Origin of the sequence: Streptosporangium amethystogenes subsp. fukuiense (genome assembly GCF_042665875.1) — a bacterium.
In the GTDB taxonomy this organism is placed as follows: domain Bacteria; phylum Actinomycetota; class Actinomycetes; order Streptosporangiales; family Streptosporangiaceae; genus Streptosporangium; species Streptosporangium fukuiense.
Genome location: NZ_JBHTEE010000001.1, coordinates 4067394 through 4093779, shown reverse-complemented (window position 1 = coordinate 4093779; position 26386 = coordinate 4067394). Strand labels below are relative to the sequence as shown.

Here is a 26386-nt window from a genome sequence, read left to right as displayed (position 1 = left end):
TAGCCGAGATGATCGGGGTGTGTGAGTGACCGCAGTGCTAGTGCTGGAAGATGGACGAGTCTTCCACGGGACCCCCTACGGCGCCGAGGGCGAGACCTTCGGCGAGATGGTCTTCAACACGGGGATGACCGGCTACCAGGAGACGCTGACCGATCCGTCCTACCACCGCCAGATCGTCGCGATGACCGCGCCGCACATCGGGAACACCGGGATCAACGACGAGGATCCGGAGTCCTCGCGGGTGTGGGTGGCCGGTTACGTGATCCGCGAGCCGGCCCGGGTGGCCTCCAACTGGCGCTCCAACCGTTCCCTGGACGACTACCTCAGGGAGCAGGGCGTCGTCGGCATCGCCATTCCCGGCACCCGCGCCCTGACCCGTCACCTGCGGGAGCGGGGGGCGATGCGGGCCGGGGTCTTCTCCGGCAAGGCCCTGGCGCCGGTCGAGGAACTGCTGGAGCGGGTGCTGGGCAGCCCCGTGATGGAGGGTGCCGACCTGGCGGGGGAGGTCTCCACCGCCGAACCGTACGTGGTGCCCGCGATCGGCACGCGGCGGTTCACCGTGGCCGCGGTCGACCTCGGGATCAAGGCGATGACGCCGTACCGGATGGCCGAGCGCGGCTGCGAGGTGCACGTGCTGCCTGCCTCGGCCACCGCGGAGGAGATCCTCGCGCTCGGTCCGGACGGGGTGTTCTTCTCCAACGGCCCCGGTGACCCCGCCACCGCCGACGGACCGGTCAAGGCGCTTCGCGGGGTCCTCGACGCGGGTGTCCCGTTCTTCGGCATCTGCTTCGGAAACCAGCTCTTCGGGCGCGCCCTGGGGCTGGGCACCTACAAGTTGCGTTACGGCCACCGAGGTGTCAACCAGCCGGTACAGCACCGGGGCACCGGCAAGGTGGAGATCTCCGCGCACAACCACGGTTTCGCGGTGCGGGCCCCGCTGGAGGGCGTGTTCGACACGCCGTACGGCCCGGCGGAGGTCAGCCACGTCAATCTCAACGACGACTGCGTCGAGGGGCTGCGGCTGCTGGACCGTCCGGCCTTCAGCGTCCAGTACCACCCGGAGGCCGCGGCCGGCCCGCACGACTCCGCAAGCCTGTTCGACGACTTCTGCGCGTTGATGGAGCGGGCAACGATAAGTACGGAGGGAAGCAAGGGTGCCTAAGCGCACGGACATCCAGTCGATCATGGTGATCGGCTCAGGACCGATCGTGATCGGCCAGGCATGCGAGTTCGACTACTCGGGTACCCAGGCCTGCCGCGTACTGCGTGCCGAGGGCTTCCGCGTGATCCTCGTCAACAGCAACCCGGCGACCATCATGACCGACCCCGAGTTCGCCGACGCCACCTACGTCGAGCCCATCACCCCGGAGATCGTCGAGAAGATCATCGCCAAGGAGCGGCCCGACGCGCTGCTGCCCACCCTGGGCGGGCAGACCGCGCTGAACACCGCGATCTCCCTGTACGAGGCCGGCGTTCTGGAGCGCTACGAGGTCGAGCTGATCGGCGCCGACGTCGACGCCATCCAGGCGGGCGAGAACCGCGAGCTGTTCAAGGGCATCGTGGCCAAGGTCGCCGAGGAGTACGGCCTCAACGCCGAGTCGGCCCGTTCGTTCGTCTGCCACACCATGGACGAGTGCCTGGCCGCCGCAGGAGAGCTGGGCTACCCGCTGGTGGTGCGGCCCTCCTTCACCATGGGCGGGGTCGGCTCCGGTTTCGCGCACGACGAGGAGGGGCTGCGCCGCATCGCCGGGGCGGGCCTCGACGCCTCGCCGACCACCGAGGTACTCCTCGAGGAGTCCATCCTCGGCTGGAAGGAGTACGAGCTGGAGGTCATGCGCGACCGGGCGGACAACGTGGTGATCGTCTGCTCGATCGAGAACATCGACCCGATGGGCGTGCACACCGGCGACAGCGTCACCGTGGCCCCCGCGCTGACCCTGACCGACCGCGAGTACCAGAACATGCGCGACGTGGCCATCGCGGTCATCCGCGAGGTCGGCGTCGACACCGGCGGCTGCAACATCCAGTTCGCGGTCGAGCCGCGCACCGGCCGCATGGTCGTCATCGAGATGAACCCGCGCGTCTCGCGCTCCTCGGCGCTCGCCTCCAAGGCCACCGGCTTCCCGATCGCGAAGATCGCCGCGAAGCTCGCCATCGGCTACACGCTGGACGAGATCCCCAACGACATCACGAAGGAGACCCCGGCGTCGTTCGAGCCCTCGCTGGACTACATCGTGGTCAAGGTGCCCCGGTTCGCGTTCGAGAAGTTCTCCGGGGCCGACGTGACCCTGACCACCCACATGAAGTCGGTCGGCGAGGCCATGGCGATCGGCCGGTCCTTCCCCGAGGCCCTGCAGAAGGCGCTGCGCTCGCTGGAGAAGAAGGGCGCCTCCTTCACCTGGGCGGGCGATCCGGGCGACAGGGACGAGCTCCTGGCCGCCTGCCGTATCCCGCACGACGGGCGGCTGTTCACCATGCAGCAGGCCATCCGCGCCGGAGCGGGCGCCGAGGAGCTGTTCGAGGCCACCCGTGTCGATCCGTGGTTCGTCGACCAGCTGATCGCGATCGACGAGATGGCCACCGAACTGCGCGAGGTACCGCAGCTGACCGCCGAGGTGCTGACCAGGGTCAAGCGGTACGGCTTCAGCGACTCGCAGATCGCCGAGCTGCGCGACATGACCGAGTCGCGGGTGCGCGACCTGCGCCACGCGCTCGGCGTCCGCCCGGTCTACAACACCGTCGACACCTGCGCCGCCGAGTTCGCCGCGCAGACCCCCTACCTGTACTCCACCTACGACGAGGAGACCGAGGTCCCCTACGGGGAGCGCCCCAAGGTCCTCATCCTCGGTTCGGGGCCCAACAGGATCGGCCAGGGCATCGAGTTCGACTACGCGTGCGTGCACGCCTCCTTCGAGCTGTCGGCGGCCGGCTACGAGACCGTCATGGTCAACTGCAACCCCGAGACGGTCTCCACCGACTACGACACCTCCGACCGGCTCTACTTCGAGCCGCTCACCCTGGAGGACGTCCTGGAGGTCGTCCACGCCGAGCAGCAGACCGGCCCCGTCGCGGGCGTCATCGTCCAGCTCGGCGGCCAGACCCCGCTCGGCCTGGCCCAGGCGCTCAAGGACGCCGGTGTCCCGATCGTCGGCACCTCGCCCGAGTCGATCCACCTCGCCGAGGAGCGCGGCGCGTTCGGCCGGGTCCTCGCCGAGGCGGGCCTGCCCGCCCCCAAGCACGGCGTGGCGGTGACCTCCGACGAGGCGCTGGCCATCGCCGAGGAGATCGGCTACCCGGTGCTGGTGCGCCCCTCCTACGTGCTGGGCGGCGCGGGTATGGCCATCGTCTACGACGACGAGACCCTGACCGCCTACATGGCCAAGGCGGGCGCGGCCAGCGACCACCCGGTGCTGGTTGACAAGTTCCTCGACGAAGCCGTGGAGATCGACGTCGACGCGCTCTTCGACGGCGAGGAGCTCTACCTCGGCGGCGTGATGGAGCACATCGAGGAGGCCGGCATCCATTCCGGCGACTCGGCGTGCTCGCTGCCGCCGATGACGCTGGGAAGCTACGACATCAAGCGCATCCGCTCCGCCACCGAGGCCATCGCCAGGGGCGTGGGCGTGCGCGGCCTGCTCAACGTGCAGTACGCCATGTCGGCCAACATCCTGTACGTGCTGGAGGCCAACCCCCGCGCCAGCCGTACCGTGCCGTTCGTCTCCAAGGCCACGGCGGTGCCGCTGGCCAAGGCGGCGGCCCGGGTGATGATGGGCGCCACGGTGGCCGAACTGCGCGCCGAGGGCCTGCTGCCGGAGAGCGGCGACGGCGGCACCATGCCGCTGGACGCGCCCATCGCGGTCAAGGAGGCCGTGCTGCCCTTCAACCGGTTCCGCGGCGTGGACATCGTGCTCAGCCCCGAGATGCGCTCCACCGGCGAGGTCATGGGCATCGACGAGTTCTTCGGCACCGCCTACGCCAAGTCGCAGGCCGCCGCGTACGGCTCGCTGCCCACCAAGGGGCGGGCGTTCGTCTCGGTCGCCAACCGCGACAAACGCGCCATGATCTTCCCGGTCAAGGCCCTCGCCGACCTCGGCTTCGAGATCCTCGCCACCGAGGGCACCGCCGAAGTCCTGCGCCGCAACGGTGTCCGTGCCAAGATCGTGCGCAAGCACAGCGAGGGAGCCGGTCCCGCGGGCGAGCAGACCATCGTCCGGCGCATTCTGGACGGGGAGGTGGATCTCATCGTCAACACCCCCTTCGGCAGCCCCGGCCAGTCGGGACCCCGCCTGGACGGCTATGAGATCCGCACCGCCGCGGTGCTGCGCGCCATCCCCTGCATCACCACGGTCCAGGGCCTGGCCGCGGCGGTACAGGGCATCCAGGCGATCGTCCGCGGCGACATCGGCGTACGGTCCCTCCAGGAGCACGCGAAGCGGTTGCGGAGCGGTTGAGGAGTGAGGCCGGCGCCCCAGCGGAGGTGAGGAAGACGCCTGTTACTCCGGTGCAGGTGACGGGCACGGTGCTGACGACGCGCCGCGTCGACGCCTACCATGCGCTCACCGTGGTGGCGCCCGGCATCGCCGAGCGCTTCCGGCCCGGCCACTTCGTCGGGGTGGCCGTGGGCGGGGCGCAGACGTCGATGCTGACGCGCCGCGCCTTCTTCGTCCACGACGTCAAGCCCGACTACGGCGGCACCGTCGAGTTCGTCTTCTCGGTGAGCGGGCCGGGCACGGCCTGGCTGGCCGACCGGCGCGCCCGTGACACCCTCGATCTGGTGGGCCCGCTCGGCCGCCCGTTCCCGCTGCCCAGGGACCCGGTGACCTGCGTCCTGGTCGGTGCCGAGCACGGCTCGGCGACGCTGTTCACCGTGGCCGACGCCCTCCAGCGGCGTGGCTGCCGCGTCGACTTCGTGCTCGGCGCGGCCTCGGCCGACCGGGTGTTCGGCGCCCTGCGGGCCAGGAGGATGGGGGAGACGACCACGCTGACCACCGAGGACGGCTCCCTGGGCATGCGCGGCCGGGTGACCGACGTGCTGCCCGGCGTGATCGCCGACGTACGGGCCGACGCGGTGTACGCCTGCGGTCCGATGCCGATGCTGCACGGCGTCACCACGGTGGCCGTCGAGTTCGACATCCCCGTCCAGGTGGCGGTCGAGGAGCGGATGGCGTGCGGGATCGGCGTGTGCATGACGTGCGTGCTGCCGGTCATCGGGGACGACGGGGTGACCCGGATGGTGCGCTCGTGCGTCGAAGGACCGGTCTTCAGGGGCGAGCGCGTCCGCTTCGACGACGTGGGGACGATCCCGTTCGACGCGCTGGGAGCACCCGGTGGAGGAACACGGAATGCCGGTTGACATGCGGACGTACCTGGGGCACGTGGAGCTGGTCAACCCCGTCACCACGGCCGCCGGGTGCGCGGCGTCCGGCTCCGAGCTCGCCCAGTTCTTCGACCTCGCCCGGATCGGCGCGCTGACCACCCGGTCGATCACGATGGCCCCCAGGGCGGGCCGCCCGACCCCCAGGATGGCCGAGACGCCCTCGGGCATGCTCAACGCCGTCGGGCTCCAGGGGCCGGGTGTGGACGCCTTCCTGGAGCGTGAGCTGCCCTGGCTGGCCCAGCGGGGCGTGCGTACCGTGGTGTCCATCGGCGGCGGCACCGTGGCCGAGTACACCGCGCTGGCCCGCAGGCTCACCGACGCGCCCGGGGTCACCGCCGTGGAGGTCAACCTGTCGTGCCCCAACATCGAGGACCGGGGCCGGGTCTTCGCCCGCGACGGCGCGGCCTCCGCCGAGGTGATCGCCTCGGTGCGGTCGGTGATGCGCTACGACGTGCCCGTGGTGGCCAAGCTCTCCCCGGACGTCATGGACATCGTGAGCGTGGCCCGCGCGTGCGTGGACGGCGGCGCCGACGCCCTGTCGATGATCAACAATCCGCTCGGCATGAGCATCGACACCGAGGCCATGCGGCCCGTGCTCGCCGCGGTCACCGGCGGCCTGTCGGGCCCCGCGGTCAGGCCACTGGCCGTACGCTGCGTGTGGCAGGTCCACGCGGCCCTGCCCAGCGTGCCCATCATCGGCATGGGCGGCGTGCTGACCGGCAGGGACGCCTTCGAGTTCATCCTCGCCGGGGCCTGCGTCGTCGCGGTGGGGACCGCACTGTTCCACGACCCCTACGCCTGCCTGCGCATCCTCCGCGAGCTTGAGGAGATCCTGGCGGCCCGGGGGTTCCACCGGCTGGCCGACGCGGTCGGGCTGGCACACCGCCCGCCGGGGGCGTCCACCCGGCACCGGATAGACCTTGAGGAGAGTTCCCTGTGACGCCCGCACCCATCGCCGTCGCCCTGGACGCGCCAGACCTCGAGACCGCGGCTCACTGGGCCAGCCTGGTCACCCCACACGTCACCACGGTCAAGGTCGGGCTGGAACTCTACCTCCGCTACGGCCCCGACGTGATCGCCTCGGTCCGGGGGGCGAGCGGGGTGCGGGTCTTCCTCGACCTCAAACTCCACGACATCCCCAACACCGTCGCCGGTGCCGCCAGGGCCGTGGCCAGGCTCAAGCCCGCCATCCTGACGGTCCATGCCACCGGCGGTCCCGCGATGATCCGGGCGGCGGTGGAGGCCGTGCCCAACACCCAGATCGCGGCGGTGACGTTGCTCACGTCGCTCTCGGAGGCCGATCTGGAGCAGATGGGCGTCAGGGGCCCCACCGAGGACGCCGTGCGCCGCCTGTCGGCCATGGCCGTCGCCGCGGGCGCCCAGGCCCTCGTCTGCTCGCCGCGCGAGGTGGCCGCGGTGCGTGCCGAGGTCGGGCCCGACATCACGCTCATCACCCCCGGCGTCCGCCCCGCCGGCGCCGAGAGTCAGGATCAGGCAAGAGTAGCGACTCCCGAGCGGGCTTTCGCCGACGGGGCGGATCTTCTCGTGATCGGCCGCCCGATCACCGGCTCCGCCGACCCCGGCGCGACGGCCGCGGGCATCGCCGCGGCCCTCCGGCGCACCTCCGCGGCCACCGGACACGGCGCATGACACAGGCCCGGAAAACTCGGCGTTGAGCGTAGTTTTGTCCACACAGCGCGACGCTGCGGGCACGGAAAGTCACGAAGTAGATTTTCTGGAGGGATAAAGTGGTCTTGACGTTGCTTGAAGCGCCATGACCAGCTAGTTTCCCTTCCCGTCCGAGTACATCGACAGGAAATTCGAGGTGACCCGGCGTGGCTCTTCCTCCCCTAACCCCTGAGCAGCGCGCCGCAGCCCTAGAGAAGGCTGCCAAGGCCCGCCGAGAGCGTGCCGAGGTGAAGAACCGCCTGAAGCACGGTGCGGTCTCTCTGGCTGAGGTGCTCAAAGACGGGCAGGCCGACGACGTCATCGGCAAGATGAAGGTTTCGGCCCTTCTTGAGTCGCTCCCCGGCGTGGGCAAGGTTCGCGCCAAGCAGCTCATGGAGCGGCTTGGCATCGCCGAGTCCCGCCGCGTGCGGGGCCTGGGTACGAACCAGCGGGCTTCGCTCGAGCGTGAGTTCGGCGGGGCCGAGAGCTAATCTCGGTTCATACGACCACGTTCACCCCATATGGGGACAGCATCACGGGGGGTTTGGAGTGACCGGAACGTCGCGGTCCGGCGAGAGCCGGGCTCCGGAGGCAACCGCCGAGGGCGGAGCCGGTCGCTCCACATCCTCGGCCGGAGGTCCGAAGGGGGCGCGAGCCCTCGCCGGACTCCCGGCCGGTAGGCGTCTGACGGTCCTGTCCGGGCCGTCGGGCGTCGGCAAGTCCACGGTCGTCGCCGAGCTTCGGCGGGCACACCCGGAGGTGTGGCTGTCGGTCTCGGTGACCACCAGGAAACCCCGTCCAGGGGAGACCCACGGGGTCGAGTACTTCTTCGCCGACGACGAGGAGTTCGACCGCCTCGCCGCCTCCGGCGAACTGCTCGAGTGGGCCGAGTTCGCCGGGAACCGGTACGGAACACCGCGCGGCCCGGTGCTCGAGAAACTCGCCGCCGGGGTGCCCACGCTGCTGGAGATCGACCTCCAGGGCGCCAGGCAGGTCCGGGCGACCATGCCCGAGGCCCTGCTGGTCTTCCTGGCCCCCCCGACCTGGGAGGAGCTGGAGAAGCGGCTGCGCGGCAGGGGCACCGAGCCCGAGGACGTCATCGCCCGCCGCCTGGCGGCCGGCCGGATCGAGATGGCGGCCGAGCGGGAGTTCGACCTGACGCTCGTCAACACGTCAGTCCAGGATGTATGCCATCGGCTGATAGCCTTGTTGGCTGATGCTCCCGAGGGTTCACGCCTCGGACGTTCACCTAGCTAGGGGAAATCACACGTGGCAACCAGCGCCGCCTACTCCGAAGGCATCACCAACCCGTCGATCGACGCCCTGCTCGACATCGTCGACAGCAAGTACAGTCTCGTGATCTTCGGCTCCAAGCGGGCGCGTCAGATCAACGCCTACTACTCCCAGCTCGGCGAGGGCCTGCTCGAGTACGTCGGCCCGCTCGTCGAGACCCACGCGCAGGAGAAGCCGCTCTCCATCGCGCTGCGCGAGGTCAGCGAGGGCCTGCTCACCTCCGAGCCGATCGAGGGCTGACCCACCTCGATGCCGACCTCCGTGGTTCCCCGCAGGCCGAGGGTCGTCCTCGGTGTGAGCGCGGGCATCGCCGCCTACAAGGCGTGCGAGCTGCTGCGTCTGTTCACCGAGTCCGGCCACGAGGTGCGCGTGGTCCCGACCAGGGAGGCGCTCCGCTTCGTCGGTGAGCCGACCTGGGCCGCGCTGTCCGGCAATCCGGTCACGACCGACGTCTGGGAGTCGGTGCACGAGGTGCCGCACGTCCGCATCGGGCAGGACGCCGACCTGGTGGTCGTCGCGCCGGCCACCGCCGACGTGCTCGCCAAGGCCGCCCACGGGCTGGCCGGCGACCTGCTGACCAACACCCTGCTCACCGCGCGCTGCCCGGTGGTGTTCGCCCCCGCGATGCACACCGAGATGTGGGAGCACCCCGCGACCCGTGCGAACGTGGCCACGCTCCGCGAGCGCGGTTCGATCGTCGTCGATCCCGCGGTGGGCCGCCTGACCGGGGCCGACACCGGTCCCGGCCGCCTGCCGGACCCGAAGGAGATCTTCGAGGTCTGCCGCGGCGTCCTCTCCGGGCGCCCCGCGGACCTGGCGGGCCGTCGCCTGGTGATCTCCGCGGGCGGCACCCGCGAGGCCATCGACCCGGTCCGTTTCATCGGCAACCGTTCCTCGGGGCTGCAGGGTTACGCCCTGGCCCGCACGGCCGTCGCCCGGGGGGCCGAGGTCACCCTGGTGGCCGCCAACGTCGCCCTGCCCGACCCCGCGGGGGTCAAGGTGGTCCGGGTCACCTCGGCCCTGGAGCTGCGCGACGCCGTACTGGAGGCGGTGGAGGACGCCGACGCCGTGGTCATGGCCGCCGCCGTCGCCGACTTCCGGCCCTCGGCGCGGAGCGGGTCGAAGATCAAGAAGACCGCCGATGAGCCTGACGCCATTCATCTGGTGAAAAATCCCGACATCCTTGCGGAGTTGGGGGAACGGCGCCGTGCGGGGCTCAAGCCGTACCCTCGGGTGATCGCGGGATTCGCGGCCGAGACCGACGACGTCCTCGCCAACGGGCGGGCCAAACTCACCCGCAAGGGCTGCGATCTGCTCGTCGTCAACCAGGTCGGCGACGACCTCGCCTTCGGCACCCCCGACAACGCGGCGGTGGTCCTCCTCGCCGAGGGGGAGCAGGTCGACATCCCGCGCGGCCCCAAGGAGGCCCTGGCCGACGTGGTCTGGGACCTCGTCGCCGCGCGCCTGGCCTGACCACTTGCCGTAGCCCGGCTCCCGGCGGATACTGCCTCCCAGAGCCCTGCCACATCGCAGCCGGGAGGGGTTTGGATCATGCCTGTCGCCGCCGCGGTCAGGGCACGGTGCCGAGCGCTGCTTCCTCCGGGGGAGGAGATCCACTATGTTCTGCCGGCCTTGTCGGTGGGCACCCCGGGCATGGCGACCTTCCTCATCGTGATCACTGACCGCACCATCTACCTGCTCTCCACCAAGTTCTTCGACCGCGACGCGCCGACCTCGGTGTACGCCACCCACACCCGGCGCACCCGGCTCGGTCCGCTGGAGTTCTCCGCGGGCGCGGCCATCGAACTCGGTGGCATGGTGTTCGAGATCGAGGAGGAGTACGCCGCGGTGATCTCCGCCGCCGACGCGGAGGTCTTCGCCCCGGAGACGCTGCCGCCCGACCCGCTGCCCGATCTGTGAACCGGGCTGTGAGCCCCTGGGAAGCCGGGTGGGCGGGGCTGCGCATCCCGCCCGCGAGATGTGGACGAGCCCGAGAGGCGGGCAGTTCGCGGGCTCCGGGCACTTTGGGGGCCGGCTTTCGGAACGCGCCCCGCCGTACGTCGCGGCAGGTTGGTTTCCCCGCGACGGATTCCGGTGAACCCGCAGCTCTTCCACTACATGATCTGAACATTTAGGGTGACACGATCTGAGATGGTTTCGCGGCCCCGCATCAGGTGGGGCTAGAATTCGCCGGAGCGCTACTGGTGTCCTGCCGATGCCAGAGCCCCAGACGCCAGCAGCCGCTGCATGAGGAGCCACTGACTTGTCCCGTCGCCTGTTCACCTCCGAGTCGGTCACAGAGGGCCACCCGGACAAGATCGCCGACCAGATCAGTGACGCGATTCTCGACGCAATGCTCAAGGGTGACCCCAAGAGCCGCGTCGCGGTCGAGACGCTGATCACCACCGGTCAGGTCCACGTCGCCGGAGAGGTGACGACGGAGACCTACGTCGACATTCCCGGTCTCATCCGGGAGAAGATCCTCGAGATCGGTTACGACGCCTCGCACAAGGGCTTCGACGGCGCCTCCTGTGGCGTGTCGGTGTCCATCGGCGCGCAGTCGCCCGACATCGCCCAGGGCGTCGACGACGCCTACGAGAACCGCGAGGGCGAGGCGGGCGACGAGCTCGACCGCCAGGGCGCCGGTGACCAGGGCCTGATGTTCGGTTACGCCTGCCGCGAGACCCCCGAGCTGATGCCGCTGCCGATCCAGTTGGCGCACCGCCTGGCCGAGCGCCTGTCGCAGGTCCGCAAGGACGGCACGGTGCCCTACCTGCGCCCCGACGGCAAGACCCAGGTCACCGTCGAGTACGACGGCGACAAGCCGGTCCGGCTCGACACCGTGGTCGTCTCCACCCAGCACGCGGCCGAGATCGACCTCAAGGAGATGCTCGCTCCCGACATCAAGGAGCACGTGATCGACCCGGTCCTGGCCGGCCTGGAGATCGAGACCGAGGGCTACCGCCTGCTGGTCAACCCGACCGGACGCTTCGAGATCGGCGGCCCGATGGGCGACGCCGGCCTGACCGGTCGCAAGATCATCGTTGACACCTACGGCGGCATGTCCCGCCACGGTGGCGGCGCCTTCTCCGGCAAGGACCCGTCCAAGGTCGACCGCTCGGCCGCCTACGCGATGCGCTGGGTCGCGAAGAACATCGTGGCCGCGGGCCTGGCCGACCGCGCCGAGGTCCAGGTCGCCTACGCCATCGGCAAGGCGCACCCGGTCGGCGTGTTCGTCGAGACCTTCGGCACCGAGAAGATCGAGATCAGTAAGATCCAGGAAGCCGTGGTCAAGGTCTTCGACCTGCGCCCGGCCGCGATCATCCGCGACCTCGACCTGCTCCGCCCGATCTACTCGGGCACCTCCGCCTACGGTCACTTCGGTCGCGAGGGCTTCTCCTGGGAGTCCACCGACCGCGCCGACTCCCTGCGCGCCGCCGCCGGTCTCTGACCCGCACGTTTCAAGACGGCCCCCGTGAAAAACCGTTCACGGGGGCCGTCGCATACCCGGCGGCAAGTGATATCCCTTTTAGGGCTTCGATTGATATCGTTGGAGTATGAAGCAACTACTTCTTCGAATCGATGACGATCTGCATCGGCGGATAACCCGGAGGGCTCGCCGTACCGGCCGCTCCATCAACGCCACCGCCGGGGAGATCCTCGCCCACGGCGTGTCCGACGAGGTGCTGGATGCCCGAGCAGAGCTTCGCGCACGCGCTCGTCGGCTCGGCGTGCTCGCCGAGCGCCCCCCCGCTCCTCCGGTGACCGAGGCAGATCGTGAGCGTGCGCTTGACGCCACCAGGGGCATCGGCCCAGTCCTCGACGACCTCTGGGCCGAGGGCCGCTGACCATCGTGCTCACCTACGTCGACTCCTCGGTCCTGGCCTGCGCCTACCTCCACGACGAACCGGGTCACGGCCGAGCCAGGGAACTCCTGGAAAGCCCCGAGCATCTGCTTGTCACCGGCACCCTGACGGTGGTGGAGGTGACCGGCGTGCTGGTGCGCGCCTCTCGTGCCAGGCGGCTGCTGGAACTGGACACCAGGCTTGCCGTACTGGCGGCGGACCTTGGAGAGGACGGCCCCGTCACGTTGCTGACCGCTCCTCGCAACACCGTGGAGCAACGGGCTACGGAGATCGTCTACACCCATGCCCTTCGCGCGCTCGACGCGATTCACCTCGCCGTCGCGGAGTTGGCGGCCGTCCCGCTACTGGAGGATCCGGGAGACAAACTCGGCTTTGCCAGTCGTGACAACGCCCAGAGCGAGGCGGCTGCGGCACTTGGTTTCACTTCCGTCTAGAAGATCACTGAAGATCTCGCGTTCTTGCTCCGCCCCGGAAGAGATCAAGGCGGACGCCTGGATCGTGGCCCGCGGCAGCCGACGATTGCGCTACATCGGCACCACCAAGAACAACGCCTGGCTCCACACCCGGGCCGCCGCCGTCAATCTCCGCGCGCTCATCAACCTCGGACTTGTCCGGACCGACGGTACGTGGACGCCGGTACAGGAACGCCACGGCCGTGCCGCCCCCGCCGGGGACATCACAGCAAGATCTTAAGTGGGCCTTTAGGCCCAGAGGCCACATCCCAACCCGATAGCAAATCATATCCAAGAGGTGTTGCCTAACATCTCCCTGGACGCTGACCGGGAACGTCCAGATATCGAGATGCGTACGCAATATGCACCTCAGTTCCTCCCGGCCTTCCATGGCGAAGTATCAAGGAATTTCTCATGCAGATCGGATATGCAGTCCCGCAGTACGGCGCCTTCGCCGACCCGGATTTCATCCGGCAGGCCAGCGCGGATCTGGAGGCCATGGGCTACAGCAGCCTGTGGGCGGGTGATCGAATCATGTTGCCGCTCGCACCCAGCGATCCCTACCCGGGAGGAGACGGCGAGGTCCCTCCGGCCTTCGCGACGTTCTTCGACCCGCTGACCGCATTGACGCTGGCCGCCGTCAGCACTCGGGAGGTCCGGCTGGGAACCAGCACGCTCAACGCGCTGTGGCAACCGCCGGTCTTGCTCGCCCGCATGCTGACCTCGCTCGACCTGCTCAGCCACGGACGGCTGGACGTCGGCATCGGTCTCGGCTGGCTGCGTGACGAATACACCGCGACCGGGGTGCCCTGGCAGGGGAGAGGAGACCGGCTCGAAGAGACGCTCGACGTGATGGAGGCCGCCTGGAGCAGTGAGGTGGTCGAGCACAAGGGCACGCTCTGGACCGTGCCGCCGTCGCACATCGACCTCAAGCCCTTCCAGCGGCCGCGCCCCCCGATCCTGCTCGCCGGTTACACGCCCTCGGCTCTGGAGAGGATCGGCAGGCGAGCCGACGGCTGGCTGAGCGCGGCGATACCCATGCCCTATCTGACCGCCCTGTGGGATGTGGCGCTGCAGACCGCGGCACGCGTCGACCGGGACCCGTCGGCCCTGCGAATGGTGGTGCGCGTCAATCCGAAGATCACCGATTCTCCCGCGCCCGACGACCAGGTGCCGCACGCCGGAACCGTGCAGCAGATCGGTGACTACCTGCTGACCCTCGCCCAGGCCGGTGCCCACGAGGCGTTCGTCGACCTGCAGACGACGACATCCTCACGCGATCAGTTCCTGGACGTCGCGCATGAGCTCATCACCAGGCTGCACGCCGGCTGAGCTCGCCCGCCCAGCCCACGCTCGACACCGTGGCACCGCAGGCGCATCCGCCCACCGGCGCCGTCCCTCCCTCGTCAGGCCGTTACGCACGCGGTGCGCGGCAGGCCCATGGGGGTGAGCCGTTGCGCATCTGCCAGGTGGAGGCTCGGCGTGATGGAAGGCTGGGATGGTGCGTGGAGATCCGGCCGACGAGGAGTGGGAGCCGGTCAGGCCGCGAACGGCGTCGCCGTCCGCTGTCGTTCGTGCTCACCGCCGGGCAGGCGGCCGACAGTCCCCGCTTCACCGCGGTGCCGGAGCGGACCAAGGTGTGCGGACCCATCTAGAGATCCGGACTCCGAGCAGGCCCGAGTGCTCATGACGGCCCGCTCCTCATGGGCACTCGGGGGATGCGGGGTACTTCTCGCCGGTGAACTGGGCCCAGACGGCGTGGCCGTGGGACTGGCTGCCTCGGCAGCCGACCTGGGAGGCCAGGGCGGTGACCAGGGGGAGTCCTCGGCCGCCCTCGCCGAGGAGGGCGGGGTGGACGATGGCGGGGACGGAGCCCCGGCCGGAGTCGTAGACCGTCACCCGGGTCACCTCGGGTCTGCGGACGACCTCGACGACGAACGTGCCGTACGGGCGCCCGCTCGCGGTGTGGCGGATCGCGTTGGCGGCGAGCTCGGCGACGACCTGCTCCGCGTCCTGGCCGAACGGGGAGTCGACCAGGAGAAACCGGACGAAGCGTCGAGCCTCGGGAACCCGGTGAGGATGGCCGGGGAAGGTCCGCCGCCAGGTCATACCGCCCGGACGGAGCCGTACCATCGCCTCGATGAGTTCCGGGGCCACGCCGTCGTGGGTAGTGGTCATGTGCTCTCCTGGTCTCCCGGTCAGAGGAAAATTGTCAGCTGAACAGTGGCCCGGTGCTCCCACGTGGTAGCCCTCCGGGACGCCGCCGATCGGATACTCCGTGCACAGTGGCGCTGACCTGCGAGAACATCGCCTCCGACGGTCGAGGATCCCCACTTGTCCCACGGACTGTCGTTCTCTGTGACCACGGGCATACGATCCGTGTGTGTTCGGGGAAGGGAGTCGAGGATGCCCGGAGAGGGATACCGGATCCTGCTGGGATGCAGGCGGCGTAGTGAGGCACTGCGGGCCTGTCGCCTCACGTTCGACCAGATCGCCGGCGTGTTCGCCCTCGATCACCAGGTCGGCCCGCTGCGGCTGTACCGCTACGCGCACGGCCGTACGGCGGGCGACGTGGTGGCGGCCTACAACGACCTCGATCCGGCGGGCACCGCCACCCTGCGGGCCGCGCGCTTCTACGACTACGAGGCCTGGCCGCAGGCCGGGCGGCGTCCGGGCGCCGCTGCGGTGGCCGTCTTCGCCCGGATCTACCAGACCACCGCCCGTCGCCTGGTCGCCGACGAGGTCTACGCCTCCTACGGGGTTCGCGACCGGGACCTGATCGACCGGACCGACCACCGCCACCTCGATCCGCACTACCGCCGGGAGGTGTCCGCCCCGGCCATCGCGGGCACCAAGGGAACGAAGGCACTTCCCCCACTCGTTCCCGCGCCCACCCTCTGCGCCGACCTGCTGCGCGCGGTCGGCGCAGAGGAGGCCGACGTGAAACGCCGCGAACTGCTCTTCGAGTTGGCCCTGGTCTTAGGTGGGACACCCGCTCTGGGCCTGCTGCGCCACCTCACCCCGCCGGAACGGGAACGCCTGGCAGTTGCCGCCCGGCACCAGCACCCGATCGACGCGGCCACCCTTGACGTGCTGGAGCGACTCACCGCCCGGCTGTGGGCCATGGACGAGGCATCCGGCCCCCAGCAGGTCCTGCCGATAGCCGAGGCCAAGCGTGCCATGGTCGACGACCTGCTGAAACAGGGCTCTCTCACCTCACCTCTGCGTGAGCGGCTGCTGCGCCTTTACTGGAGCCTGAGCCACATGACGGGCTGGTGTCACTTCGATTTGAGGGACTACGTCGTTGCCGCTCGTCGGTACGCCGAAGGGCTGACAGCGGCCCATGAGCTACGTGCCCCTGCCCTCCTTGCTCACCTGCACGGGCTGGCGGCCTATATGGCGCTTTATGAAAAGAAGCCCACGGTGGCCATGGACCATGTCTTCGCCGCTGAAGGCTGGGCCAGAGAGAGCGGCAACCCCCTACAGCAAGCGGCGACCTCCATCCAGGTGGCTCGGGTGATCTCCAGCACCAGGCGCGACCATGGCGGGCTCCGGCTCCTCGATCGCGCCACCGATCTGGCGGGTGCGAAGCCAAGTGATCCGAATCTCCGCCACCTGTTCTGGCTCAACCAGGATCGCGTCGCTTCCTACGGTGTGTTCTGTCTCATCGAACTCAAGCAACCAGACCGGGCGATAACCGAAGCCGAGCGGCGGCTTGCCAGGATGGGGGCCGACTCTGTGCGAGAGCGGGGCATCCTGCAACTGGAATACGCAACCGCCTTGATCCAGAAGCGTGAGATTCCCGAGGCTGTCGCGGTGATCGGTCAGGCCACGAACATCATCACGACTCACAGCTCCGAGAGGCTCGCGAAGTCCGTCCGACAGGTGCGCGCCCGACTTCAGCCGTGGGCAGAGAGCAGACATGTTCGAGATCTGGATGAGCGACTACGTTCTCTGGCCATCGTGAGTGACGTTTAAGGAATTCCGTCTGGAAATTTCATAACTCTCGGACATCATGGGAGCTAAGTGATGTCGGCTGACGTGGATGGTGAGATTCGTGGCGCACCCTGCTTTCGCTCGTATCGGGTCAGCTATGGTCGCTGCCTTGGGAGTGCTGACCCTGGGGGCTTGTTCCTCCGATCCTCCAGGACCGACGGCGGCGCAGGCCGAGATGACACTGAAGGCGGACATCGACTGGTTGATGAAGCTGCTTCATGTGAAAGACGTCCAAGTGACGGACGAGGGAGGAAGGGACATTCCATGCGGGGAGGGGAAGGCGAAAAGGACCTATGCCATTACTGGCGTCAACACATCCGGGGTGGATGGCTCGGTCAATACGCTCAACATGTTGGCCGGTGGTCTGGGCAGGCGGGGCTACAAGGTTGCTTCCGTTGACTGGAGCGCGCCGAAAGACGAGCTAGTGAAGAAGGAGTCGTATGTAAAGATAGTAACCACATCTTTGCGTGAAAAAGACTTCATCCTTTCGGGAGAAACGGAATGCCTGAGGGTAAGCTGAAGTCAACTTCACCCAAACGGGGTGGGCGTGTTCTGAACCTTTTCCTTGGCGCCTCCGAAAGAAATGTCGAGCTGTGTCGCCGCTTCTCCGACAGTATTCAAATCTCCGCTCCCGGAGCCGTTTCGGATCATCCAGTCGGCGAGATTCTTCAACGCCTTCGGATCCTTGGCCAGTTTGCCGAAGGGGAGCAGGTTGCCATCTTTTCCGGTGATGGGGGGTTGGCTGAAGGCGGGATCGTTCGGGGGCACCGTGTAGGAGAACCCGTAGCGCTTCAACTCGTGAAAAATCCAGTATTCGCGGCCAAGGGCGGCCAAGCGGTTGGTCTCCTTGAGTTTATCGAGGCGGGTTACGTCGATGTCCTTGTGCGAGTCGAGAGTCTCGGTGGTGGACTTGCTGATCAGATACCAGACGAATTCGTCGAGCTGGGTTTCCACGATTTTCAACCCCGACAGGGTGAGCCCTGTGGCGTCGACTCCCAAACCCAGGTAAAAGAAGAGCCGATCCTTCATTTCCTGGTCGTACTCGTCCATCTTCCCTTGGACTTCGTTCGCGGCGGCGAACTGCATGCCGGACACATACCCGAGGCTCGCGAAGGTGTTTGCGAGGTGCTTGATGCCTGTCCCCTGATCCTTGGCGGCCGCCGCGTCCATGAGATGCCTGGAGAATTTCCCCAATCCCGCATTGAACGGTTTCATCCGCTCCGCCGAGTCGGCGAAGGTCTTGATGAAACGGTAGGTGTCGCCGGGGCTGAGGCGGAACTTCGGGTGCAGGCCGGCGGTGAGTGCGGCGGTTTTCTCGAACGCGCTGTCCTGCGTCCGATTGGCGTCCCCGGCGTTGGCGCCCTCGATCATTTCGGCGGGGTAGGCGCCCGCGAGCATCGACATGAAGATTCTCGCGCCCTTCGCCACCTCCATCGGCTGTCCCTCCGGATTGCGGAAGTCCACCCCGGTACGGAGGTTCCCCATGGTCGTCATGGCGTTGAAGGCGAATCGCACCGCCCCCGGCCCGGGGGAGCGCTTCTCGAAGACACCGGCTCCGGCGGCGAGCATCCGGCCGAACTCCGCCTCCAGGTCGAAGGCGATCGGGTCGTACTCATTGGGATAGAGCGAGACCTCCCCGTTGAGTTCGGAGAACAGGTTCCGCAGATCCTCGCGCGGCAGGTCGTTGAACAGGGCCCTGGCCGTTTCCGGATTGTTGGCCAGCGCGGACAGGAAGTGGCTCAGGTCGGCGGTCCAGCGGGCGAGAACCCCGTCCCCTGGGGATTTCCGGACATGGGGGCGGACCACCTCGGTGAGCCATCCGGCGGGGAACCTGCCATGCCCGAGCAGCAGACCCAGGTCGGCCGCCGACGCCTTCCCCAGGCTCTCCGGTTCCCAGGCCGGGCCGAGCGTCTTCGGTCGCCGGGCCACCGCCGTGGCGAGGGCCTCGCCCATGGTCTTCCAGTGTTTTCGCGCGGACTCGCCCCCGTAGTGGTTCAGCTTCCGGAGCGCGGCCGCCGCGCCCTTCGGGCCAAGGACGGCGAAGAACCCGGCGGTGAAGTCGGCGTCCTCGCGCCGATCGGTGAGTTGCTCGAAGATCCGGTCATAGCCGTTCGGTGTGGAGTACGGGTCCCTCCCGGGCGTCCGGCCGAGGGTCTCGGCGAGCTTTCTCCCCTCGCTGTCGGCGAGGGCGCGCGTCGCGAGGTCCTTCTCGTCGAATGCCAGAAGCCCTCCGGCCCCTGGGGAACCCGGCCCCGGCGGTCCGGCGGTCCAGTCGGGAAGGGAGTCGGTCTCCTGGATCATCTGGTTACGCCTGCGCAATCGCGGGATCTCCTCGTCCAGCCAGCCTTCGACCTCGCGGAATCGCAGCACCGCGGACCGGTCGGCGTCCACCGCCGACAGTGCGGTCAGGATTCTCGGAATCCCCTCGCCCAGGATTTTTCGCGCCTGCTCCAGCGACGCGATGAATTGCTCCATCAACTCCGGATTAATTCCTGAGTATTCATCCGGAGATGACCCGTTTTCCGATGACGCAGGCGTCGGCCCCATATCGAAAGTCTCCTACCGAAGGCAACCCCCAGTTTTACCTTAGACATCTGGATTGCCGTCAGACAGGAGTTTGATTGACTGGGAAGGCCAGGTCTCGACGCGAGGCCGAGCGAGGTGGAAGGTCAGGGGGACGGAGGTGGCCGCCGTGCCCTGGAGAGGGGAGATCCTTACTCACGGGGTGGTCGCGTCGTGAGGTCCTTTCTGATCGTCTGGGAGTCTCAGGCGTGGGCGGCTCCGGCGAGGATGCCGCCGTACTGGATGGCGACCAGGTGGCGGATCGGGATCGTCTCGTCGGGGGTGCCCGCCTCGGCCTCGGCGCACCATTTGGCGTAGGTGTCCGACAGTGCGCGGGCCCGCGCCCGGATGGTCGGGGTGCCGTTGCCGACGGCGAGTTCACCCTCCAGCGCGCGCAGCAGCATGCCCCCGAACCTGAGCCGGACGCTGTGCGCGGTGTCGCGGCAGGACTGCCGTTCGGCGACGGTGGCCGGCCGGTCGCTCTCCGGCGCCCGCGCGTGGTGCTCGACGGTGGTGGCCACCCCCTCGATGAACGGCACGAAGAACCTGCTGGCCCGGACGAACGGGGAGCGGGTCGCCAGGTCGCCGGCGACGGCGCCGAGCGTCTCGTCGAGGACGGCGAACGTCTCGCGCAGGTCCGCCGCGTGGGTCCGGATCAGATCGGCGTACCCGACCCCGGCCGGGGAGCGGTCGTCGGCCGTGGGATCCCGCCAGTAGGGCAGTTCGGCGGTCAGGCAGAGCGTGCCGTACCGGGCGGCGTAGGAGTCGCTGGACCCGCCGGTGAGCTGCGCCGCCGGATCCTCGCCGAGCGCCTCGATGTAGTCGTAGGTGTCCTCCATCCGCGGGGCGAGGAAGACCGACTCCTCCAGGGACCGTACCGAGGGGTGCTCGGGCTCGCCCGCGTGCAGCGGCACGCCGTACCGGCCCGGCAGGGATTTGAGCACGGCCTGCAGTTCGGGCACCGGGCGGTTGAGGTAGAAGAACGCCCCGCCCATCTCGCTGTTGTGCAGGGTGGTCATGAACGCCGGGCGGGTGTCGTCGATCAGCCGCATCAGCGCCAGGGTCTCGGGCATCACCCGGTCGAAGTAGGCGCGCTTGTAGGCGAAGGGGAAGGTCCACTCGACCTGCTCGTCACCCGCCGGGCGGTAGAAGTGCCTGCCGTAGTGGGCCTTGGTGAACGGCCCGGCGAACCACCCCTCGTTGAGCCTGGTCCCGTCCGGGTCGAGGCAGCCCACGATGTGCCAGGTGTGGCCGGTGGCCTCGCGCAGCGCGGCGCTTTCGCACAGCCGGGTGGCGAGGTGGATCACGGTGAGCCCGCCGATGGGCTCGTTGGGGTGCGGCATGGCGCCGACCAGCGCGTGGCGCGGCCCGTCACCGACGCTCAGGCAGAGGATCGGCTCACCCAGGGCGGAGCTGCCCACCCGCCTCAGCGAGGCGACGCCGGGATGATCGGCGGCCAGCCGGGTGAGGGCGGCCGCGATCTCGTCCACGGTGGCGAACCGGTCATGGTCGGGAACGGAGTCGAGTTCGTCGTTCAGCAGGGGGTCTGTCACCCCCGACAGTCTGCCGAGCGCGTCTCGGTACCGGGAGTCCGGGGATGAGTGATCGGCCGGGTTCGCCGGGCGGGGGGAAGGGGACGTCGGCCGTCCGCCTAGAGTCTCCTCATGTCCTCTCCCTCTGCTCGCCTGCTGCTGCGTAACGCGCGGATCGGTCTCGGCGGCCCGCTGCGCCATGTCCTGATCGTTGACGGCCGGGTCGCGCAGGTGGCCCCGGAACCCTCCGCCTGCGACGAGTCGGTGGACGTCGGGGGCGCCACCCTGCTGCCGGGGCTGTGGGACGCGCACGTGCACTCCGTGCAGTGGGCGCAGGCCCGGCGCAGGATCGACCTGACCTCGGCGCGGTCGGCGCGGGAGGCGGTCGATCTCGTCGCCCCGCGGGCGGGTACGGCCGGGTTCACGGTCGGCTACGGCTTCCGCGACGGCCTGTGGCCGGACACGCCGGACAAGTCGCTGCTGGAGGCGGCGGCGCCGGGCTGCCCGATCGTGCTGGTGAGCAACGACCTGCACACCGCCTGGTTCAGCCCGGCCGCGCTGGCGGCGATCGGCAGGGGCGATCACTCGACGGGGGTGCTGCGCGAGCGCGACTGCTACGACGCGATGGCCGAGATGCCACCGCCGCCCGAGGAGGAACTGGACCGCTGGGTGGCCGAGGCCACCACCGCCGCCGCGGCCAGGGGCGTCGTCGGCGTGCTGGACTTCGAGTTCGCCGACAACGTCACCGACTGGACCCGGCGGATCTCGCGGGGGGCGGTCGACGTCCGGGTCGGCTGCTCGATCCCGGTGAACCGGCTGGAAGAGGCGATCGATCGCGGGTTGCGCACCGGTGAGCCGGTCGCGGGCTCGGGGGGCCTGCTGGAGGTCGGGCCGGTGAAGACGTTCGTGGACGGTTCGCTGAACACCAGGACCGCCTACTGCGCGGACCCCTATCCCGGTGGCGAGGCGCGCGGGCTGCTGGAGACCCCGCCACAGGAGCTGTACGGGGTGATGGAGCTGGCCGCGAGGCACGGGATCGCCCCGGCGGTGCACGCCATCGGCGACCTGGCGGTGGGCATCGCGCTGGACGCCTTCGAGCGGGTCGGCTGCCCGGGGCGGATCGAGCACGCCCAACTGGTCCGCCCGGAGGACTTCGGGAGGTTCGCCAGGCCCGGTCTGGTGGCGGGGGTGCAGCCCGCGCACGCGCCCGACGACCGGGAGGTGGCCGACCTGCACTGGCGGGGGCGGACCGGACGGGCCTTCGCCTACGCCGACCTGCTGGCCGCGGGGGCGAGGTTGGAGCTGGGCTCCGACGCTCCGGTGGCGCCGCTCGACCCGTGGGACGGGATCGCCTCCGCGGTGGCCAGGACCGACGACGAGCGCCCGCCGTGGCACCCGGAACAGGCGATCTCGCTGCCGGTGGCGCTGGCGGCGGCGGCCAGGGGCCGCGCCGGGGTGCGTCCGGGCGACCCCGCCGACCTGATGATCACCGAGTACGACCCGGCGGGGCTGGACGGGGACGGCCTCCGTCGGATGCCGATCCTCGGCACCCTGCTCGGTGGCCGCTGGACCCACCGCCGCGCCATCTGACCCGGCTTCTGGTAGGACAGGCGGGTGACCCACGCCAACCCCTCGCCGGACGATGACGCCCTCCTGCCGCTCGACGCCGTACGCGAGCGGCCCGGGCCCGGCAGGGCCGCCAGGGCGCGGCCGGGGGTCGTCCGGGCGGCGGGAGTGGCCCGGGAGCAAGGGGTGGCCGAGCAGGTCAGAGGGGTGCCGGAGCCGGCCGCGGAGCTGCCGGTCGCCCGGGTGGTCGTCGACACCCCGCTGCCGCATCTCGACCGGTTGTTCGACTACCTCGTCCCCGCCCCCCTGGACGCCGCCGCGGTGCCGGGGTGCCGGGTCCGGATCAGGTTCGCGGGCAAGCTCGTCGACGGGTTCCTGATGGAACGGGTGGAGACCACCGAGCACCAGGGCAGGCTGACCCGCCTGGAGCGGGTCGTCTCCGCCGAGCCCGTGCTCACCCCGGAGATCGCCGCGCTGGCCCGTGTGGTGGCCGACCACTACGCCGGGACCATGGCCGACGTGCTGCGCCTGGCCGTCCCACCCCGCCACGCCAGGGTCGAGGCGGAGGCGGTCGCCGCCTCAGGGACCGGCACGGACCCGCGGGCGGAGAGCGAGGCGGCCGAGCCCTCCGGGGAGCCCGGATCCGAACGGACGGCAGGAGAGCCGGAGACGGGAGAAGCGGGGCCGAGGCCGCCGGAACCGGTAAGGGAACGAAGAGAACACGGACCGGGCGAGGAGCAGGGGGTCGTGCCGGGGCCGGGGCAGGGAGGCGACAGCGAGCCGGAGCGGGGACCGGGGCCGTGGGCGGACTACCGGGAGGGGGAGGCGTTCCTGGCGGCTCTGGCGAAGGGGGGTTCCCCCCGAGCCGTGTGGACCGCCCTGCCGGGCACCGACCAGGACGGGCCCGGGTGGCCGAGGGCGGTCGCGGTTGCCGTACGGGAGACCCTGCACGGTGGCAGGGGAGCCCTCGTGGTGCTTCCCGACGGCAAGGACGTGGCCCTGGCCGACGCGGCGCTGAGCGCCGTCCTGGGGCCCGGCGCGCACGTGGCGCTGACGGCGGACCTCGGGCCCGCTGAGCGCTACCGGCGGTGGCTGCGCCTGTCCAGGGGGCAGGTCCGGGTCGCCGTCGGCACCAGGGCGGCGGCGTTCGCCCCGGTCGCCGACCTCGGGCTGGCGGTGATCTGGGACGACGGCGACGACCTGCACTCCGAGCGGCTCGCCCCCTACCCGCACACCAGGGAGGTCCTCGCGCTGCGTGCCCACCGGGCCCGCGCGGGCCTGCTCATCGGCGGGTACGCCCGCACGGCGGAGGCCACCCAGCTCATCGCCACGGGCTGGGCGGGGCCCATCGTCGCGGCCCGCCAGGCGGTCAGGGCCAGGGCGCCGAGGGTGCGTCCGGCGGGGGAGGACTCGGAGCTGGCCAGGGACGAGGCGGCCAGGGCCGCCCGGCTGCCCAGCCTCGCCTGGCGGATCCTGCGCACGGGGTTGGAGAGCGGCCCGGTGCTGGTGCAGGTCCCCCGGCGGGGCTACCTGCCCGCGCTGGCCTGCCAGGGCTGCCGGGCACCGGCCCGCTGCGGGCACTGCGGCGGGCCCTTCGCGCTACGTGGTGGCCACGTGGCCCCGTACTGCCGCTGGTGTGGCCGGATCGCCGGTGAGTGGCGCTGCCCCTCCTGCGGCGGTGCGCGGGTGCGGGCCCAGGTGGTCGGTGCCCGCCGTACCGCCGAGGAACTGGGGCGGGCCTTCCCCTCCGTACGGGTCAAGACGTCGGGCAGGGACGGGGTACTGGCCACGGTCGGCGCGGCCCGGGCACTGGTGGTGGCCACCCCGGGAGCCGAGCCGGTGCCCGAGGGCGGATACGCGGCGGCGGTGCTGCTGGACGGCTGGGCGCTGCTCGGCAGGCCGGACCTGCGCGCCGCAGAGGAGACGCTGCGCCGGTGGATGAACGCGGCGGCGCTGCTGCGGCCCTCCGCCGAGCTGGTCGTGCTGGCCGATTCCTCGTTGCCCGTCGTGCAGGCGTTGCTGCGCTGGGATCCGGTGACACATGCCGAGAGAGAACTGGCCGACAGGACAGAACTCGGTTTCCCCCCGGCGGTGAAAATGGCGACGCTCACCGGATCTCCGGCGGGGGTCAGGGAAATGCTCGGTGAGGTGGCGCTGCCCCCCGAGGCACAGGTGCTCGGCCCGGTCCCGGTGGCCTCGCCCAGGGGGGATCAAGTGCGGGAACGTGCCATGGTGCGGATCGCGCGAGGCTCCGGTGCCACGCTGGCCGCGGCTCTGAAAGGAGCCGTGGGAGTGCGCTCCGCACGCAAGGCCGCGGAGGTGGTCAAGGTATGCATTGACCCCCTAGATGTGATTTGAGTTGTTTCCCCGATTCGCGGTGCTGGCAGTAAGCCGTTAATTTTCCCCTGTGTCGATCGAATGGGTGAATCGGGCCGTAGACGACCTGCGCGCGTGGGGGCGTGCGCGCGGCCTGGACGTTGACGTGGACGAGGTGCGGCTGCTCTGCGACTACGCGAGTGACTATCTGGACGTGAACGAGCTGGGTGATTTCACCCCCGTCGCCTTCGAGGAACTGCTGCTCAACATCTATCCACGCAAGGTCATCGCCCCGCCGGAGAGTGCCCCCGAGACCGTCGCCGCCGCCCGCACCCTGGTCGACTTCCTGCTCTCGACCGAGGAGATCGGCGGCAAGATGGCCGTCCGGATGAGGAGCGTCCTCGACCGGATCGAGCCCGAGATGCCCATCGCCCTCGCCGACACCTCCAGGTTCGGCATGGCCAAGAGCCTCTTCAGCGCGATGGGCGCGGACTCACTGGAGCAGCAGGCGGGGGATGCGATCCTCTCCGTCTCGGCGGTGCAGGAGGAGCCCGTCGTCGAGCACTGCGACTGCCCCGGCTGCTCGCCGCTTCCCCCGGTGCGCCTGGCGCCCCGCGAGACGCTCGTCCAGAGCGCCCTGCGGGTGCCGCTGCTGACCGACGCGCGCAGGCTGGTCCAGTGGATGCTCGCCGGAGGGCGCACCCCGACCGCCAAGGGCAGGCTCAGGGTCCGGGACGCCACCGAGGCGATCGCCCAGCTCTCGGTGACCGACCCCGGCCTGCTCTGGGAACTCGCGGTCCACACCGGCCTGGTCACCGTCGAGGGCACCGCCATCTTCGACGGCGAGGACTTCGACCCGCTCGACATCTGGGCCGCGACCGTCGAGTTCGTCGTCGAGAAGGAGACCGGCGGTGCCGTGACGGGCGAGGTCTCCCTGGACGAGGAGCTCTACGGCCTGTGCGACATGCTCTACCGGCTCCAGGCGCCCGTGCCGATCCCGCTGGTCAGGGAGTACCTGGACGAGATCGGCCTGGTGGAGGAGGGGGAGATCGACGTCCCCGAGGTCGTGCGGCGGCTCGCCTACTGCGGGATGGCCGAGCCGGGCGACGAACTCCTGGAGCTCACCCCGCTGGCCCTGTGGGGGCTGCACAGGCTCTACACCGACCTGGGCATCGAGGCGCCCCAGGCGGCCGACCTGGCCCTCGCCGACGCGCCCGAGCTCATCGAGGGGCTGCTGTCGGGGATGCCCGCCGAGATGGCCGAGGCCGACATCGAGGGCTGGCTGCGGCACCGGAGCCCGGCGCAGGCGGTCGCCGAGCTGCTCGGCTCCGTCTCGGGGGCGCCCTCGGTCGCCAGGGGCATAGCGGTGACGATCGTCGACCGGCTCGGCCCCGACGCGGAGGAGGCGGTGCGCGCCTTCCTGGAGGAGCCGGAGCTGCGCCCGCACGCCATCCACTGGCTGACCGCGCGCGGCCTGGCGGCCCCCGCGCTCACCTCGGAGGAGGTGCTCTGGATGAGCGTGGACATGCTCGTCCTGGCCATGCCCTCGGCCGAGGAGGATCCGGAGACGTTCGCCGAGAACATGTCCGCCTCCGGGCCGCCGCAGAGCGTGATCGAGGAGATGTGGCGGGTCGACCACCCCGAGGTCGTCGAGGTTCTTGAGCTGCTCGGACGCTCCCTGAGGGACCACAACGCGGCCAAGGCGGCCCGCAAGGCGGCTTTCAAGGCACGTTCCCGCGCCATCGGCTGAGCCGTGTA

22 protein-coding genes are annotated in these 26386 nt (G+C 69.9%); 19 read left to right on the top strand and 3 right to left on the bottom strand.

From position 1 onward, the window contains the following. Nucleotides 1-25: 25 nt before the first annotated feature. The 14 genes from carA to ACFQVD_RS17185 all read left to right on the top strand — a co-directional run bounded on the left by carA (nt 26) and on the right by ACFQVD_RS17185 (nt 13988). Nucleotides 26-1162, top strand: a complete 1137-nt coding sequence (gene carA, locus ACFQVD_RS17250) for a glutamine-hydrolyzing carbamoyl-phosphate synthase small subunit (RefSeq protein ID WP_343979611.1) — start codon at nt 26-28, stop codon at nt 1160-1162. Then, nucleotides 1155-4451 (top strand): carbamoyl-phosphate synthase large subunit, encoded by a 3297-nt coding sequence (gene carB / locus ACFQVD_RS17245; RefSeq protein WP_343979608.1) that lies wholly within the window; start codon nt 1155-1157, stop codon nt 4449-4451. The genes carA and carB overlap by 8 nt, the downstream gene beginning before the upstream one ends. Nucleotides 4452-4501: 50 nt before the next feature. Continuing rightward, entirely contained in the window at nt 4502-5353 is an 852-nt protein-coding gene (locus tag ACFQVD_RS17240) for a dihydroorotate dehydrogenase electron transfer subunit (RefSeq protein ID WP_343979797.1), read from the top strand. Continuing rightward, nucleotides 5343-6317 carry a dihydroorotate dehydrogenase gene (locus ACFQVD_RS17235; protein WP_030909991.1) on the top strand — a complete coding sequence of 325 codons (975 nt, stop codon included), beginning with the start codon at nt 5343-5345 and terminating at the stop codon, nt 6315-6317. Before ACFQVD_RS17240 ends, ACFQVD_RS17235 begins: the two co-directional genes overlap by 11 nt. Further along, a complete protein-coding gene (gene pyrF, locus ACFQVD_RS17230; RefSeq protein WP_343979603.1) occupies nt 6314-7027 on the top strand; it encodes an orotidine-5'-phosphate decarboxylase in 714 nt (237 codons plus the stop codon). Before ACFQVD_RS17235 ends, pyrF begins: the two co-directional genes overlap by 4 nt. Nucleotides 7028-7212: 185 nt before the next feature. After that, entirely contained in the window at nt 7213-7536 is a 324-nt protein-coding gene (gene mihF / locus ACFQVD_RS17225) for an integration host factor, actinobacterial type (protein WP_030909986.1), read from the top strand. 193 nt (nt 7537-7729) lie between these two features. Continuing rightward, nucleotides 7730-8302 (top strand): guanylate kinase, encoded by a 573-nt coding sequence (gene gmk, locus ACFQVD_RS17220; RefSeq protein WP_051752025.1) that lies wholly within the window; start codon nt 7730-7732, stop codon nt 8300-8302. A 12-nt stretch (nt 8303-8314) separates the two neighbouring features. Further along, on the top strand, nt 8315-8578 hold the full coding sequence (rpoZ, locus tag ACFQVD_RS17215; RefSeq protein ID WP_030909981.1) for a DNA-directed RNA polymerase subunit omega: 264 nt from the start codon (nt 8315-8317) through the stop codon (nt 8576-8578). Between the two features lie 9 nt (nt 8579-8587). Further along, nucleotides 8588-9811, top strand: a complete 1224-nt coding sequence (gene coaBC / locus ACFQVD_RS17210) for a bifunctional phosphopantothenoylcysteine decarboxylase/phosphopantothenate--cysteine ligase CoaBC (protein WP_343979594.1) — start codon at nt 8588-8590, stop codon at nt 9809-9811. Nucleotides 9812-9889: 78 nt separating this feature from the next. Then, a complete protein-coding gene (locus ACFQVD_RS17205; RefSeq protein ID WP_030909976.1) occupies nt 9890-10258 on the top strand; it encodes a hypothetical protein in 369 nt (122 codons plus the stop codon). Nucleotides 10259-10601: 343 nt separating this feature from the next. Next, nucleotides 10602-11789, top strand: coding sequence for a methionine adenosyltransferase (gene metK / locus ACFQVD_RS17200; protein ID WP_343979587.1), 1188 nt, complete (start codon nt 10602-10604; stop codon nt 11787-11789). A gap of 106 nt (nt 11790-11895) precedes the next feature. Next, nucleotides 11896-12186, top strand: a complete 291-nt coding sequence (locus ACFQVD_RS17195) for a FitA-like ribbon-helix-helix domain-containing protein (RefSeq protein ID WP_343979583.1) — start codon at nt 11896-11898, stop codon at nt 12184-12186. A 5-nt stretch (nt 12187-12191) separates the two neighbouring features. Continuing rightward, nucleotides 12192-12638 carry a type II toxin-antitoxin system VapC family toxin gene (locus ACFQVD_RS17190; RefSeq protein ID WP_343979580.1) on the top strand — a complete coding sequence of 149 codons (447 nt, stop codon included), beginning with the start codon at nt 12192-12194 and terminating at the stop codon, nt 12636-12638. A 432-nt stretch (nt 12639-13070) separates the two neighbouring features. Then, entirely contained in the window at nt 13071-13988 is a 918-nt protein-coding gene (locus tag ACFQVD_RS17185) for a TIGR03619 family F420-dependent LLM class oxidoreductase (protein ID WP_343979577.1), read from the top strand. Nucleotides 13989-14357: 369 nt separating this feature from the next. On the opposite strand, the gene ACFQVD_RS17180 is transcribed toward ACFQVD_RS17185, so the two are convergent. Then, nucleotides 14358-14834, bottom strand: coding sequence for an ATP-binding protein (locus ACFQVD_RS17180; protein ID WP_343979574.1), 477 nt, complete (start codon nt 14832-14834; stop codon nt 14358-14360). Between the two features lie 228 nt (nt 14835-15062). Between ACFQVD_RS17180 and ACFQVD_RS17175 the strand changes: the two genes are divergently transcribed. Beyond that, on the top strand, nt 15063-16634 hold the full coding sequence (locus ACFQVD_RS17175) for a hypothetical protein (RefSeq protein WP_343979572.1): 1572 nt from the start codon (nt 15063-15065) through the stop codon (nt 16632-16634). A 127-nt stretch (nt 16635-16761) separates the two neighbouring features. Continuing rightward, nucleotides 16762-17172, top strand: a complete 411-nt coding sequence (locus ACFQVD_RS17170) for a hypothetical protein (RefSeq protein WP_343979569.1) — start codon at nt 16762-16764, stop codon at nt 17170-17172. An 8-nt stretch (nt 17173-17180) separates the two neighbouring features. Here ACFQVD_RS17170 and ACFQVD_RS17165 read toward each other — a convergent pair whose 3' ends face one another. Then, entirely contained in the window at nt 17181-19199 is a 2019-nt protein-coding gene (locus ACFQVD_RS17165) for a hypothetical protein (protein ID WP_386271518.1), read from the bottom strand. 218 nt (nt 19200-19417) lie between these two features. Then, nucleotides 19418-20767, bottom strand: coding sequence for a M14 family zinc carboxypeptidase (locus tag ACFQVD_RS17160; RefSeq protein ID WP_343979563.1), 1350 nt, complete (start codon nt 20765-20767; stop codon nt 19418-19420). Between the two features lie 111 nt (nt 20768-20878). On the opposite strand from ACFQVD_RS17160, the gene ACFQVD_RS17155 reads away from it, so the two are divergent. From ACFQVD_RS17155 to ACFQVD_RS17145, 3 genes are read left to right on the top strand one after another with little or no spacing between them, the layout of a single operon-like run. Then, a complete protein-coding gene (locus ACFQVD_RS17155; RefSeq protein WP_343979560.1) occupies nt 20879-22336 on the top strand; it encodes an amidohydrolase in 1458 nt (485 codons plus the stop codon). A gap of 24 nt (nt 22337-22360) precedes the next feature. After that, a complete protein-coding gene (locus tag ACFQVD_RS17150; protein ID WP_386271515.1) occupies nt 22361-24670 on the top strand; it encodes a primosomal protein N' in 2310 nt (769 codons plus the stop codon). Nucleotides 24671-24719: 49 nt separating this feature from the next. Further along, nucleotides 24720-26378 carry a hypothetical protein gene (locus ACFQVD_RS17145; RefSeq protein ID WP_343979557.1) on the top strand — a complete coding sequence of 553 codons (1659 nt, stop codon included), beginning with the start codon at nt 24720-24722 and terminating at the stop codon, nt 26376-26378. Nucleotides 26379-26386: the final 8 nt, after the last annotated feature.

Bases quoted from the DNA above. Each gene is read 5' to 3' on its own strand.
- ACFQVD_RS17235 (WP_030909991.1), top strand. From the start codon at position 5,343: ATGCCGGTTGACATGCGGACGTACCTGGGGCACGTGGAGCTGGTCAAC.
- coaBC (WP_343979594.1), top strand. From the start codon at position 8,588: ATGCCGACCTCCGTGGTTCCCCGCAGGCCGAGGGTCGTCCTCGGTGTG.
- ACFQVD_RS17205 (WP_030909976.1), top strand. From the start codon at position 9,890: ATGCCTGTCGCCGCCGCGGTCAGGGCACGGTGCCGAGCGCTGCTTCCT.
- ACFQVD_RS17195 (WP_343979583.1), top strand. From the start codon at position 11,896: ATGAAGCAACTACTTCTTCGAATCGATGACGATCTGCATCGGCGGATA.
- ACFQVD_RS17185 (WP_343979577.1), top strand. From the start codon at position 13,071: ATGCAGATCGGATATGCAGTCCCGCAGTACGGCGCCTTCGCCGACCCG.
- ACFQVD_RS17180 (WP_343979574.1), bottom strand. From the start codon at position 14,834: ATGACCACTACCCACGACGGCGTGGCCCCGGAACTCATCGAGGCGATG.
- ACFQVD_RS17175 (WP_343979572.1), top strand. From the start codon at position 15,063: ATGCCCGGAGAGGGATACCGGATCCTGCTGGGATGCAGGCGGCGTAGT.
- ACFQVD_RS17165 (WP_386271518.1), bottom strand. From the start codon at position 19,199: ATGGGGCCGACGCCTGCGTCATCGGAAAACGGGTCATCTCCGGATGAA.
- ACFQVD_RS17155 (WP_343979560.1), top strand. From the start codon at position 20,879: ATGTCCTCTCCCTCTGCTCGCCTGCTGCTGCGTAACGCGCGGATCGGT.